At 39.8% G+C, this 13,392-nt stretch carries 13 protein-coding genes; 9 read left to right on the top strand and 4 right to left on the bottom strand.

Going from position 1 to position 13,392, the window contains the following annotated elements; genetic code table 11:
* Window positions 1-146 precede the first annotated feature (146 nt).
* From RF53_RS18935 to rph, 3 genes are read right to left on the bottom strand one after another with little or no spacing between them, the layout of a single operon-like run.
* Window positions 147-533, bottom strand: coding sequence for a diacylglycerol kinase (locus tag RF53_RS18935; RefSeq protein WP_039038567.1), 387 nt, complete (start codon window positions 531-533; stop codon window positions 147-149).
* A 55-nt stretch (window positions 534-588) separates the two neighbouring features.
* On the bottom strand, window positions 589-1,233 hold the full coding sequence (pyrE, locus tag RF53_RS18930) for an orotate phosphoribosyltransferase (RefSeq protein WP_039038566.1): 645 nt from the start codon (window positions 1,231-1,233) through the stop codon (window positions 589-591).
* Between the two features lie 18 nt (window positions 1,234-1,251).
* Window positions 1,252-1,965, bottom strand: a complete 714-nt coding sequence (gene rph, locus RF53_RS18925; RefSeq protein WP_006794745.1) for a ribonuclease PH — start codon at window positions 1,963-1,965, stop codon at window positions 1,252-1,254.
* A 179-nt stretch (window positions 1,966-2,144) separates the two neighbouring features.
* Here rph and RF53_RS18920 point away from each other — a divergent pair, with 179 nt between their 5' ends.
* From RF53_RS18920 to RF53_RS18895, 6 genes are all read left to right on the top strand, one after another.
* Window positions 2,145-3,005 carry a YicC/YloC family endoribonuclease gene (locus RF53_RS18920; RefSeq protein WP_008130686.1) on the top strand — a complete coding sequence of 287 codons (861 nt, stop codon included), beginning with the start codon at window positions 2,145-2,147 and terminating at the stop codon, window positions 3,003-3,005.
* A 116-nt stretch (window positions 3,006-3,121) separates the two neighbouring features.
* Complete coding sequence (gene gmk / locus RF53_RS18915) at window positions 3,122-3,742, top strand: guanylate kinase (RefSeq protein WP_039038565.1); 621 nt, start codon at window positions 3,122-3,124, stop codon at window positions 3,740-3,742.
* A 124-nt stretch (window positions 3,743-3,866) separates the two neighbouring features.
* Window positions 3,867-4,142, top strand: coding sequence for a DNA-directed RNA polymerase subunit omega (rpoZ, locus tag RF53_RS18910; protein WP_006794742.1), 276 nt, complete (start codon window positions 3,867-3,869; stop codon window positions 4,140-4,142).
* A gap of 128 nt (window positions 4,143-4,270) precedes the next feature.
* Complete coding sequence (spoT, locus tag RF53_RS18905; protein WP_008130682.1) at window positions 4,271-6,376, top strand: bifunctional GTP diphosphokinase/guanosine-3',5'-bis pyrophosphate 3'-pyrophosphohydrolase; 2,106 nt, start codon at window positions 4,271-4,273, stop codon at window positions 6,374-6,376.
* 12 nt (window positions 6,377-6,388) lie between these two features.
* The gene (locus tag RF53_RS18900) at window positions 6,389-6,781 is read left to right on the top strand and encodes a RidA family protein (RefSeq protein WP_006794740.1); all 393 of its coding nucleotides are present in this window, start codon (window positions 6,389-6,391) and stop codon (window positions 6,779-6,781) included.
* A 156-nt stretch (window positions 6,782-6,937) separates the two neighbouring features.
* The gene (locus RF53_RS18895; protein ID WP_039038564.1) at window positions 6,938-8,545 is read left to right on the top strand and encodes a DUF342 domain-containing protein; all 1,608 of its coding nucleotides are present in this window, start codon (window positions 6,938-6,940) and stop codon (window positions 8,543-8,545) included.
* 37 nt (window positions 8,546-8,582) lie between these two features.
* Here the strand turns inward: RF53_RS18895 and asnA are convergent, their stop codons facing one another.
* Window positions 8,583-9,578 (bottom strand): aspartate--ammonia ligase, encoded by a 996-nt coding sequence (gene asnA, locus RF53_RS18890; RefSeq protein ID WP_039038563.1) that lies wholly within the window; start codon window positions 9,576-9,578, stop codon window positions 8,583-8,585.
* Window positions 9,579-9,775: 197 nt separating this feature from the next.
* On the opposite strand from asnA, the gene asnC reads away from it, so the two are divergent.
* From asnC to recG, 3 genes are read left to right on the top strand one after another with little or no spacing between them, the layout of a single operon-like run.
* A complete protein-coding gene (gene asnC / locus RF53_RS18885) occupies window positions 9,776-10,234 on the top strand; it encodes a transcriptional regulator AsnC (protein ID WP_039038562.1) in 459 nt (152 codons plus the stop codon).
* A gap of 40 nt (window positions 10,235-10,274) precedes the next feature.
* The gene (gene trmH / locus RF53_RS18880; protein WP_006794736.1) at window positions 10,275-10,961 is read left to right on the top strand and encodes a tRNA (guanosine(18)-2'-O)-methyltransferase TrmH; all 687 of its coding nucleotides are present in this window, start codon (window positions 10,275-10,277) and stop codon (window positions 10,959-10,961) included.
* Window positions 10,962-11,021: 60 nt separating this feature from the next.
* The gene (recG, locus tag RF53_RS18875; RefSeq protein WP_039038561.1) at window positions 11,022-13,103 is read left to right on the top strand and encodes an ATP-dependent DNA helicase RecG; all 2,082 of its coding nucleotides are present in this window, start codon (window positions 11,022-11,024) and stop codon (window positions 13,101-13,103) included.
* Window positions 13,104-13,392: the final 289 nt, after the last annotated feature.

Here is a 13,392-nt window from a genome sequence, read left to right as displayed (position 1 = left end):
GGAGATCCGAAAACAGATCAACCCTTTTTTGAAGAAAACTTGAAAAAACATACTGTTCGATGAGTATTTGAACTAAACACACTAAAAAAACAACATTGCTTTCATTTTATTAACATGTATCGTCAATTTTGCTTTGAAACGGTAGGCTAAGATCCGACGATCTTCATATACAAACTCACTCCCCATAAGATCACAAGGATCATTAGTGAAAGCGTGACGGCTGCAGAGCCCATATCTTTTGCCCTGCCTGACAAAACATGTAGTTCTGTGCTTACACGATCAGTGAGTGCTTCAATTGCTGAGTTTAATAATTCAACAATTAATACCACTAACAGTGAGCACATAAGAATTGCCCAATGAAGTAATGAAGATGCCAGCAGAAATGAAAAAGGAAAAAGGATTATGCAGAGCAGTAACTCTTGCCTGAATGCAGCTTCTTCTTTAAACGCTGCTTTAAATCCTAGATAGGAGCAGTATGTGGCTTTAAATACACGCTTGAACCCTAATCCATTTGGTTTGAATACATCTTTCATTAAATAAGCTCTTTAAAAGGTCAAAAGAAAGCCCCGCAATGCGAGGCTTTATATTTTAGGCTACGCCGTATTTATCACGATACGCTTTTACTGATACTAAATGTTCACCCATTGTCCCTTGGTTTTCAAGGTAACTAATCAAATCAGCAAGTTTAACAATAGAGATTACCTGTGTATTAAAGTCGCGCTCAACCTCTTGAATAGCAGAGAGCTCAGCTTTACCTTTTTCCTGACGATCTAGTGCTATTAATACACCACTTAAGTCTGCGCCATTATCTGCGATGACTTCCATTGATTCGCGAATTGCGGTACCCGCAGTGATCACATCATCCACCAGCATGATTTTACCATTTAATGGTGAGCCTACTAATGTACCGCCTTCACCATGCGCTTTTTTCTCTTTGCGGTTAAAGCAATAAGGTACATCTTTGTTGTAATGATCTGCTAATGCTACAGCTGTGGTGGTAGCGATTGGAATACCTTTATAAGCTGGTCCAAATAAAACATCATATTCTATAGCCGCATCTTCTAGAGCTGCAGCATAAAAACGGCCTAACCGTGCTAAATCACGTCCAGTGTTAAATAAGCCTGCATTAAAGAAGTATGGACTAGTACGGCCTGATTTAAGGGTAAACTCACCAAACTTCAGTACCTGCTTTTCTAGCGCAAATTCAATAAATTCTTTTTGGTAATCTTTCATTTTTTGCTACCTACTTATTTATGCTAATGCTTGCTTTTGAACGTCAATGATCTCTCTAATAGAGTGTTTTGCTAATGTGAGTAACTCATCAAGCTCATCAAACGAAAACGGTTCACCCTCTGCCGTGCCTTGAACTTCAATAATTTTACCTGTTTCAGTTAAAATTACATTCATATCAGTTTCTGCCGCTGAGTCTTCAATATATTCTAAATCACTTATAGCTTGGCCCTTATATATGCCAACTGAAATTGCAGCAATCATATGCTTAAGCGGGTTTGAATTAATCATACCCTTAGCACGCATGTGGGTTAGTGCATCGACAAGTGCAACACAAGCACCGCTTATTGATGCTGTGCGTGTTCCACCATCGGCCTGAATGACATCACAATCAATAGTAATTGTGTTTTCGCCAAGTGCTTTTAAATCAACTGCAGCGCGAAGTGCACGTGCGATCAAACGTTGAATTTCCATTGTTCGGCCACCTTGCTTACCACGAGACGCTTCACGAGCATTGCGCGTGTGTGTTGACCTTGGAAGCATGCCGTACTCAGCATTTATCCATCCCTTACCTTGGCCTTTCATGAAACGCGGAACGCCCGATTCAACCGTAGCTGTACAAAGTACTTTGGTATTACCAAATTCAACAAGTACAGACCCTTCTGCATGTAAAGTATAATTACGTGTAAATGATACGGGTCTAATTTGATTTGGTGTTCTTTGGCTTGGACGCATTGACGATCCCCTTAATTCATAATTTGCCACATTATAAGTGTATGTGAGTACAGATACCATGCTGATTTAACAAATACCTGGTTGCAAAACATTCAGCTACTTAAATTTTCCCTAGAGGTTGGAGAGTGTTTCGGTATAATAATAATTAATTATGTATTATAAAACTTAGGAAACCATCCATGATCCACAGTATGACAGCTTATGCGCGTCGCGAGATAAAAGGCGATTGGGGCACTGGCACTTGGGAAGTTCGATCAGTTAACCAACGTTACCTTGAAACCTTTATTCGCGCACCAGAGCAATTTCGTGGGATGGAGCCTGTTATTCGTGAACGCTTACGTAAACATCTACAGCGCGGTAAAGTAGAAGTATTTTTAAAGTTTGTTGCAAACCCAGCTCATGTTGGTGAGTTATCAATTAATCAAGCATTGGCTGAACAACTTATAAATAGTGCTAAATGGGTTCAACAGCAAAGTAATGGTGAGATAAACCCTGTTGATATTTTACGCTGGCCTGGTGTAATGGAAGCCGAAGAACTGGATATGGACAGCGTAAACACAGCGCTAATTGCAGGGCTTGATGAAGTAATAGAAGACTTTAAATCAGCACGGGGTGATGAAGGCGCAAATTTAGAAGAGATGATAGCAACTCGCCTTGATGCAATTATAGAGCAAGTAAACACTGTAGAAACTCACATGCCAGAAATTACTAAATGGCAACGTGAGAAACTTGAACAAAAATTGGAAGATTTAACGACAAATATTGACGAGTCTCGTCTTGAGCAAGAACTAATTTATTTGGCACAAAAACAAGATGTAGCCGAAGAACTTGACCGCTTAAAGTCTCATGTTAAAGAAACTAAAAAAATTCTTAAAAAAGGCGGCGCATGTGGCCGTCGCCTAGATTTTATGATGCAAGAGTTTAACCGAGAAGCAAATACCCTCGCTTCTAAGTCTATTAATAGCGATATTACTAATGCGGCGGTCGAGCTTAAAGTTTTAATTGAACAAATGCGTGAGCAGATCCAGAATATTGAATAGCGTAAAGTACGCCTGTGACTCACTTGAGCACAAATAGCTAAATAAAGTACAATGTAATGATTAAAGGCTTGGGTTATTTATAACTCAAGCCTGTTTATTTTTTGATAGAGAAAAACATGGCTCAAACTCGCGGAAACTTATTTATTTTATCAGCGCCATCAGGTGCAGGTAAGTCTAGCTTAATTAATGCCTTACTTAAGAAACATGCAGATATGAAAGTATCGGTATCGCACACCACTCGCTCACCTCGCCCAGGTGAAGAAAATGGCGTTCACTATCACTTTGTAACTACTGATGAGTTTAAGGCATTAATTACCAAAGATGATTTTTTTGAGTGGGCACAAGTTTTTGATAACTATTACGGTACATCAAAACAAGCTATTGAGTCGCAACTTGACGCAGGAATAGATGTATTTTTAGACATAGACTGGCAAGGTGCACAGCAAGTTCGTAAAATTATACCAAGCGTGCAGACTATTTTTATTTTACCGCCTTCTAAAGCAGAACTTGAACAACGCTTAAATAACCGCGGCCAAGACTCTGCAGATGTTATTGCATCTCGTATGGCCAAAGCACAATCTGAAACATCTCATTTCAACGAGTACGATTTTGTTATTGTAAACGATGATTTTGATACTGCCCTTGGTGATATCGAAACGATTGCTATGGCGCAGCGTTTAACATTAAGCGCACAAGAAGTTCGTAATAAAAAATTACTAAATGACCTTTTAAAGTAAATTAAGGTCATTTAATTAGGTCATACTCAGTAAAACTGATAAAAATTGACCACTACCTATTGGCGAAAGTCTCTGCGTACAGTAAACTACGCCTTTGCTTTTAAATTATTTTTGGAGTGCTGAGATGGCTCGCGTAACAGTTGAAGATGCAGTAGATGCAGTTGGTAATCGTTTTGACTTAATTTTAGTTGCGGCTCGTCGTGCCCGCCAAATTGCTGTTGGTGGTAAAACTCCACTAGTAGACCCTGAAAACGATAAACCAACCGTTGTTGCTTTACGTGAAATTGAATTAAACCTTGTTGATAGCTCATCAATGGATTTAATTGACCGTGAAGAACAACAACATCAAGAAGCGGCAGAACTTGCTGCTGTTGCTGCTATTGTTGGTGGCAACCAATAATCGACCTCCCGGTCTGATTTAGCCAACGGTGTAGTATTTCTACTATAGCCGTTGGCAATCCTTTCTTTTCATCGTATATTCTTAACTTACCGTTACCTAATTTGCTTCACTAGAACATTGGAGTGTGAATGTATCTTTTTGAAGGTCTAAAAAAGAAAATTTCTGAATACTTACCTGCTGCTGAAGTAGAGCTGGTACAAAAGTCTTACGTGGTAGCACGAGAGGCTCATGAAGGCCAAACTCGCTCAAGCGGCGAGCCTTACATTACTCACCCCGTTGAAGTAACTCAAATCCTCGCAGGTATGCACCTTGATCATGAAACACTCATGGCCGCATTAATGCACGATGTAATTGAAGATACCGACTTTAGCCAACAAGACTTAGCTGAGATTTTTGGCGAAACTGTTGCAGAACTTGTTGAAGGTGTAAGTAAGCTTGATAAGCTGAGCTTTAAAGATAAAAAAGAGTTTCAGGCTGAAAACTACCGAAAAATGATCATGGCAATGACCCAAGACATTCGGGTTATTTTAATCAAACTTGCCGATAGAACACACAATATGCGCACCCTTGGCGCACTTCGTCCTGATAAACGCCGCCGCATAGCGCGTGAAACACTTGAAATATACGCACCCATTGCAAACCGTTTGGGTATTCATGATATAAAAAATGAACTGGAAGACTTAGGTTTTCAAGCATTATACCCTATGCGCCATCGTGCACTTAAGTCGGAAGTGGCTAAAGCCCGTGGTAACCGCAAAGAAGTTATCTCCAATATTCAAACCGAAGTAGAAGCTCGCCTAGAAGAATCGGGCATTGCTGCTACTGTATCTGGACGCGAAAAACACCTTTATAGCATTTATAAAAAAATGCTAAATAAGGAGTTGCTGTTTAATGAGGTAATGGATATTTATGCGTTTAGAATTGCCGTCGATTCAATGGATACATGCTACCGTGTATTAGGCGTTGCGCATAATTTATATAAACCTATTGAAACTCGCTTTAAAGATTACATTGCGGTACCTAAAACAAATGGTTACCAGTCGTTGCATACTTCGCTTGTTGGCCCGCATGGTATTCCTGTAGAAATACAAATTCGTACTCATGATATGGATCATATGGCCGACAAAGGCGTTGCAGCACATTGGATGTATAAAAAAGCAGGCGATGGTGCAGGAAATACGTCTCAGCAACGTGCTCGTCAGTGGATGCAAAGCTTACTTGAACTTCAACAAAGTGCAGGGTCGTCGTTTGAATTTATTGAAAACGTTAAAACAGAATTATTCCCTGAGGAAATTTACGTATTCACTCCTGATGGCCGAATAGTTGAACTACCAATGGGTGCTACTGCGGTCGATTTTGCATATGCAGTTCATACCGACGTAGGCAATACCTGTGTAGGCGCGCGTGTTAACCGCAAACCTTACCCGTTAAGTAAACCACTAGACACAGGCCAAACAATTGAAGTGATCACCAGTTCAGGCGCTCACCCTAATGCAACTTGGCTTAACTTTATTGTGACAGGTAAAGCGCGCTTAGGTATTCGTAATTACCTTAAGAGTCAACATCATGAAGAAGCTATGTTACTTGGTAGACGCTTACTCGACTCCGCACTAGGCGAAAACAAGTTAGATAGTATTCCTGATGAAAATATTGCACGCGTTCTTGAAGAGCATGAGCTTTCGACCTTACTTGAGCTGCTTGTAGAAATTGGCGCTGGTAATTTAATGAGCGTACTCATAGCCAAGCGTTTGTTGCAAAATGATTCTGACGACTTGACCGACATAACTAAACAAGCCAAAGCGACCATTATTGGAACAGAAGGCATGTTAGTCAATTACTCTAAATGTTGCCGTCCTGTCCCAGGTGATGCAATTACTGCACACATAAGCCAAGGTAAAGGATTAACAGTTCATCGCCAAGAATGTAAAAATATTCGTGGCTGGGAAAGTGAACGATCTAAATACTTGGTCGTAAAATGGGATGATAACCCTGAAAAAGAATACATAGCAGCCCTTAGGGTAGAGATTATTAATCATCAAGGTGCGTTAGCTAAGTTAACCAACGTAGTTGCCACAACCCACGCTAATATTGTTGAAATAGCGACTGACGAAAAAGAAAGTAATTTATATGTGATAGACCTTGGAGTCACGGTTAAAAACCGTGTCCATGTTGCCAATATTATGCGAAAAATTCGCGTAATGCCCGATGTGCAAAAAGTCTATCGAAAAAAATAACATAGGAAAAACATGAACAAAGCATTTATATCCACCGAAAAAGCACCTGCAGCAATAGGTACTTATAGCCAAGCAGTTAAAGTTGGCACTGCAGTATACTTGTCTGGTCAAATTCCATTAGTACCTGAGACTATGGAAGTTATATCAGAAGACTTTAGTGAGCAAACACATCAAGTATTTAAAAATATCACAGCAGTGTGTGAAGAAGCCGGTGGTAAAATTCAAGACTTAGTTAAAGTAAATATTTATTTAACTGATTTATCTAACTTTGCTGTCGTTAACGAAGTGATGAGCCAGTACTTTAAGCAGCCATACCCTGCACGTGCAGCAGTTGGTGTACGTGCTTTACCAAAAGGTGTACAAGTTGAGATTGACGGAATAATGGAACTGCCTTCAACTAACTAATATTTTCCTGAGCTATAGACCCACTCTATAGCTCACACCTGTCCTCTTTTTATACTATATTGTTATTCTTACTATCTTGACTCCGTCTTCAATTTCTATCACTCTGTAACTATGTCATTAATTTACTAAAACTTTAGTGGTTAAAAAGGATTAGCTGTGTTTAAGCTTGCTCATAATGGGAATGTTTTACTCGATGTAAATAAACACCCGCCTCCAAGTGCTACATTTGTTATTGAAGCAATAGAAATGTCTAAATTTTGCGACTGTAAAATTGATTACGACGCAATTAATGCATTCTTCAAAGATAAAAGTGCAGAGCCAGTACTTATCGTCGCGACCAAATACGATGCAAAGTTAGAGGTTGTCATCAGTGATGATAAAATGATGGCTACTGGCGAGCTTACCGTCGCGCAAGGCGGTGATTTACTCAGCCTTGATGATGCAAAAAAACAGCTAGTCAAAGCAGGTATAGTTCGTGGTTATAAGCAAGCATATTTAGAACAACTATTACAAAAGCAATTTACTGCTAAAGCAGGTGAGGTTGTGCAGGGTATTTTGGCTCAAGGCCGCCTGCCCAGTGATGGCTTAGCAACTAAACTCGTTACCAAAGTAAGAACTTTAAAAGACCATCTAAAAACCCCAAAGTTAAAAGAAGATGGCAGCGTTGATATGCGTGACTTTGGTAAAATGGCAAGTGTTGAGCCTGGTGCGGTACTTATACGCCAGCAACCCGCAACTCCAGGAAAAGAAGGCTTTACTGTACTTGGCGATATATTACCGGCGAAACCGGGTGACAATAAACAACTTGTTGCCGGTGAGGGTACCGAGATCTCTAAACTTAACCCTCTAGAGTTAGTATCAACCATATCAGGTGTGCCTATTGAAATTACTAACGGAATGCGCGTAGACGATATTTTTACTATTCCCGATGTCAACGTTAAAAGCGGTCATATTGATTTTGAAGGCAGTGTGATTGTTACTCGAAATATAGAACCTGGAATGAAAGTAACCGCCAAAGGTGATATTACAATATTTGGTACTGTTGAATCTGGTGAGTTAACGGCCGGCGGTAATATTACTGTTAAGCAAGGCGTTATTGGGCATCAAAAATCTGACGACAAATCGCTTTCGTGTAAGCTTATATGTGAAGGCGACATTCATGTATCCCACTCACAATATTGCTATTTAGAAGCTGCAAATATTTTTATTGAGCGACAAACTAGCCACTGTATTATGAAGGCACGTCATGCTCTTAAGGTAGGTCAACCAGATTTACCTAAAGGTAAGATATTTGGCGGCGAGATTTTAGACGCGACAACATTAATTGCTGGTGAAATTGGCAACGAATCGGGTGCTAAAATGGTTATTAATTTAGCAAGCTCCGGCGGTGATATTACTGCTGAAACTGACGAGTGCTTTAAAGAGCTTGCTAAAACGGAGCAGCAATTAGACTCCTTACAACCTGCATTAGAAAAAGCAGACTTGCTTAAAGATCCAGAAAGAAAAAACGAACTTATCAATAAAATTGGTGCTACTCAGTTACATCTATGTCAACAAGCAGAGCAATATGAAAGGCAACTCTCATCATTAGAGAATAACCTTCATGAATTACTTACAAATACACACTTAATCGTCAATACAGTTTTACATTCAGGTGTGGAAATACATATTTTTGATAAAGTTCTTAAAACAAACCGTAATTACCCACCTTGCACAATAAAACTGATGAATAACAAAGTAGAAGTTGAGTTTAAAACATCGTGAATATAGAGTGCTCAAAGCAGCACTCTTATATCTTTCGTTAGAGTAGACCGTCAACGCTTGCATGTGTTTGTGTTGACCATACTCCAACTTGAACTTGTCCAATATGTTCCTTTTGCAGCAATAACATAGCCAAACGTGATTGCCCAATACCGCCACCAATAGTTTGTGGAAACTGACTTTTTAATAATGCCTTATGCCAATCCAATTGCAGGCGGTTATCATCTCCTGTAATCCTCAACTGAGTTTTTAGTACTTCAGGGCTTACACGAATCCCCATAGAAGATATCTCAAAGGAATCTTCAAGTATTGGATTCCATACTAAAATATCACCATTGAGCCCTATATATTGTCCGCTCGTTGGTGTAGACCAATCGTCATAATCAGGCGCTCTTACATCGTGAATTTGACCATCGCCTAATTGACCGCCAATCCCAATTAAAAATACAGCACCATATTTTTTTGCTATTGCTTTTTCGCGATTTTTAGCCGTAAGGTCAGGGTACATTTTACGAAGCTCTTCACTGTGCACAAATTGAATATCACTTGGTAAAAAAGGATCAAGCGAAAAGTGTTCGCTAACAAATTGCTCTGTTTCTTTTATGCCTTTATAAATTGATTCAACTGTACGTTTGAGGGTAGTTAAAGAACGTTCTGTTGATTCACAAATTACCTTTTCCCAATCCCACTGATCAACGTATACCGAGTGGATAGGACTTAGCGACTCTTCATCAGGGCGCAGTGCCTTCATTTGAGTGTAAAGGCCTTCACCTTTACTAAATCCATACTCACCTAACGTTTTACGTTTCCACTTTGCTAGCGAATGCACAACTTCGTATTGGCTATCGGCAATCGCTTTTACATTTACTGCTACAGCGTTTTCATGACCGCTTAAATTATCTTGTGTGCCATCACCTACTTTTGCAAGAATAGGTGCCTGCACTTCGACTAGCCCTAACTGTTTTTCCAATTGCCGTGAAAAAAATTGCTTTACGCTGCTTATTTGCAACTGCTGCTGCACATAGTGTGAACTCATAATAATTGGCCTCATTCCCAGTTATTGTTACTTACTTTATTTTTAATAACGCACCTAACAGATGCTGCTAATGAAGTTACTGTAACGATTTAAACTTTTAATTCAATAACCCATAATAAAAATAGCTTTAATGTATTAATTCGACTAATTTACAGGGTATAAAAATGTGAATTCACTAATTTAAATAAGAAAAAATAATGGAAAATTATCAAATCGATAATCTCGATAAACAGATACTTCACGCTTTAATGGAAAACGCCCGTACAGCTTATGCAGAATTAGCTAAACGTTTTAACGTAAGTGCCGGTACTATTCATGTGCGTGTAGAAAAATTAAAACAAGCAGGAATTATCACAGGTACCCAATTAAGTATAAATACAAAGCAACTTGGCTATGACGTTTGCTGCTTTATTGGTATTAATTTAAATAATGCACGCGATTACCCTGAAACACTCATTAAACTCGAAGCGCTTGAAGAAGTTGTCGAAGCTTATTACACCACCGGTAATTACAGCATTTTTATTAAAGTAATGGCTAAATCAATCGACCACTTACAGGATGTATTAATAAATAAAATTCAAGCGATAGAAGCTATTCAGTCCACCGAGACACTTATTTCTTTACAAAACCCGATTAGCCGCACAGTGATGCCTTAGTACATAAAATTTCGTATAATTAACAAAAAAGAGGATCACCATGCAGCAAAATCGCTATCAACGAATTAAAGACGTCTTATCGCGTCGCCAAACCGACTTAACCGTGTGCCTAGAAGACGTGCACAAACACCATAACCTATCGGCTATTGTAAGAAGTGCCGATGCAGTGGGTTGCCACCATGTACATGCTGTATGGCCTGAAAACCAAAAATGGCTAACTAATAACACCTCTGGCGGGAGTAAAAATTGGCTAGAAACCCACCTTCATAAAAACATTGATGATGCCGCAACCATGATGCGACAGCACAACCCAAATGTACAAATATTAGCCACGCACCTGAGCGAAGATGCCGTTGATTTTAGAGAAATAGATTACACAAAACCCACAGCAATTATTGTTGGGCAAGAAAAAACAGGGATCTCAGCACAAGCCCTTAAGCATGCCGATCAAAACATAATTATCCCTATGCAAGGCATGGTGCAATCTCTTAATGTTTCTGTGGCTGCAGCACTCATTTTATTTGAAGCACAACATCAACGCGAAAAGGCAGGGCTATATAACCGTAATATGTTGAGCGAAGATATAAAACACCCTATGTATTTTGAAGGCTACCACCCCGTTATAGCTAAACAATGCCGTATAAAAAAACTACCTTACCCGCCACTCGATGAAGAAGGTGAAATAATTGCTGACGATGAATTTTGGCACGCCTTAAAACATGCTTGATGCTTAGCGAGCCTGTGAGTACACTTAACTCATTCACAAATAAAAAGATTTGAGCCTACATTGTCTAAACCTAGCTTAAACCAATACCCCATTACGGAACTTAAAGGGGTCGGACCCAAAATGGCCGAACGCCTTTTAAAGCTAGGTATTAAAAACGTGCAAGACATGCTCTTTCACTTACCGCTTAGGTACGAAGATAGAACCCGTATTTATTCCATCAACGAACTGTCATTACACAGCCACGTGAGCATTGAAGCCACAATAGAAACAAGCCAGATCACATTTGGCAAAAGACGTATGCTCGTTGTGCAAGTAAATGATAATACAGGGAGGCTCACACTTAGGTTTTTTAATTTCAGTGCAGCACAAAAAAATGCATTAAGCCCTGGAAAAATAATACGTTGCTTCGGCGAAGTTCGCCGCGGGCGTGTTGGCTTTGAAATGAGCCATCCAGAATACAGTTTAAGTGATACACCAAGTGAGCAGCCAACAGTTTCAACATTAACGCCAGTATACCCAACAACAGATGGTTTAAAGCAATTATCTATTAGGGCCCTAAGTGAACAAGCTGTAGAGCTGCTTAATAAATACTCTGTTGAAGAACTGTTACCCGTGCAATGGCAACCTTCTCAACTTGCACTAGCTGATGCCTTATTGTTGCTTCATCGCCCACCTAGTGATATCGACGTTAATGAGCTAGAGCAAGGAACACACCCTGCTCAGCAGCGTTTAGTATTTGAAGAATTACTTGCACAAAACCTAAGCTTATTAAAAGTAAGAGAGCAAGGACAGCAAGCAAAAGCGGTGTCTCTAAGTTCTACAAATAAATTAGAGCCTCAATTTTTATCACAATTGCCTTTTGCGCCAACCAATGCACAAAATCGTGTTGTGTCAGAAATTAAAGCTGATCTAGCATCTCCTTATCCTATGATGCGCCTAGTCCAAGGCGATGTAGGCTCTGGCAAAACCTTAGTTGCGGCATTAAGCGCATTAACAGCAATAGCTCAAGGGTTTCAAGTAGCCTTAATGGCACCTACTGAAATACTTGCAGAGCAGCACGGTATAAGTTTTGCCTCATGGTTTAAACAATTAGGCATTGACGTAGCATGGCTTGGTGGAAAAACAAAAGGTAAAGAACGTACAGCAACATTAGAAAAGATTGCCTCTGGTGAATCACAAATGATTGTAGGTACACATGCTTTATTCCAAGATGAAGTAAAATTTAACAACCTAGTACTTATAATTATTGATGAGCAACATCGGTTCGGTGTTCATCAGCGTTTAACATTAAGAGAAAAGGGACAATTTAATGGCTGTTATCCACATCAACTAGTGATGACCGCAACCCCCATTCCACGTACTCTAGCAATGACAGCTTATGCCGACTTAGAAGTCTCAATTATTGATGAGTTACCACCTGGACGAACACCTATTACTACAGTAGCACTTCCAGACACGCGTCGTGACGATATAATTACTCGCGTTAAATCAGCTTGCAATGAACAAGAACGCCAAGTTTATTGGGTATGCACACTCATTGATGAGTCTGAAGCACTGCAATGTCAAGCAGCTGAAGATAGTGCTGTGCAATTGAAAGAAGCCCTGCCAGATTTAAATATTGGCTTAGTGCACGGACGAATGAAGCCAGCAGAAAAGCAGGCCATCATGGACGACTTTAAAAGAGGCCTTATACATGTTTTAGTTGCTACAACAGTAATTGAAGTAGGTGTTGACGTACCTAACGCAAGCTTAATCATTATTGAAAACCCAGAGCGCTTAGGTTTAGCACAATTACACCAGTTACGCGGGCGAGTGGGAAGAGGGAGTATTGCCTCCCATTGTGTTCTTTTATACCATGCACCACTTTCGCATACCGCTCAAAAACGATTAGGTGTACTTAGAGACAGTAATGATGGCTTTGTGATAGCCGAGCGGGATTTAGAAATACGCGGTCCAGGTGAAGTCCTAGGAACTAAGCAAACAGGCTTAGCAGAATTTAAAATTGCTGATTTAACCAGAGATAAACAAACTCTGAATCAAGTAAGGCCCATTGCACAACAAATGTTAAATCAATACCCTCAAAATGTAGATCCACTCATCCAACGCTGGTTGGGCAATAAAACAAACTACGCACAAGCATAACCCAATTATACTTATTCCAGCATCACTCTAGGTAGTAAGCGTTTTTCAAATATAGTGGACAATCTTCTAGCTGAAACCTCTGGATGTAAATGCATATACGCTGATTACTTCCTACCCTTAGCCTTATAAATTATGTTGTAGTGCCCACAGCGGTAGAGAGTCACAGTGAAATGTTCCCTACCATAGGCCTGTGTATTGAATAACCAAAACACTGTTCACAAAGAGGCGCTTTGCTTAAGAGACGCGATGCTTTAGAGAAGGGAATACTGAAGATTACTTTTCTGCAGAC

It is taken from the genome of Pseudoalteromonas sp. ECSMB14103, from assembly GCF_000813065.1.
GTDB classification, from domain to species: domain Bacteria; phylum Pseudomonadota; class Gammaproteobacteria; order Enterobacterales; family Alteromonadaceae; genus Pseudoalteromonas; species Pseudoalteromonas marina.
Note: the sequence above shows the minus strand (reverse complement) of the source record. Positions and strands in the feature narration are given on the sequence as shown.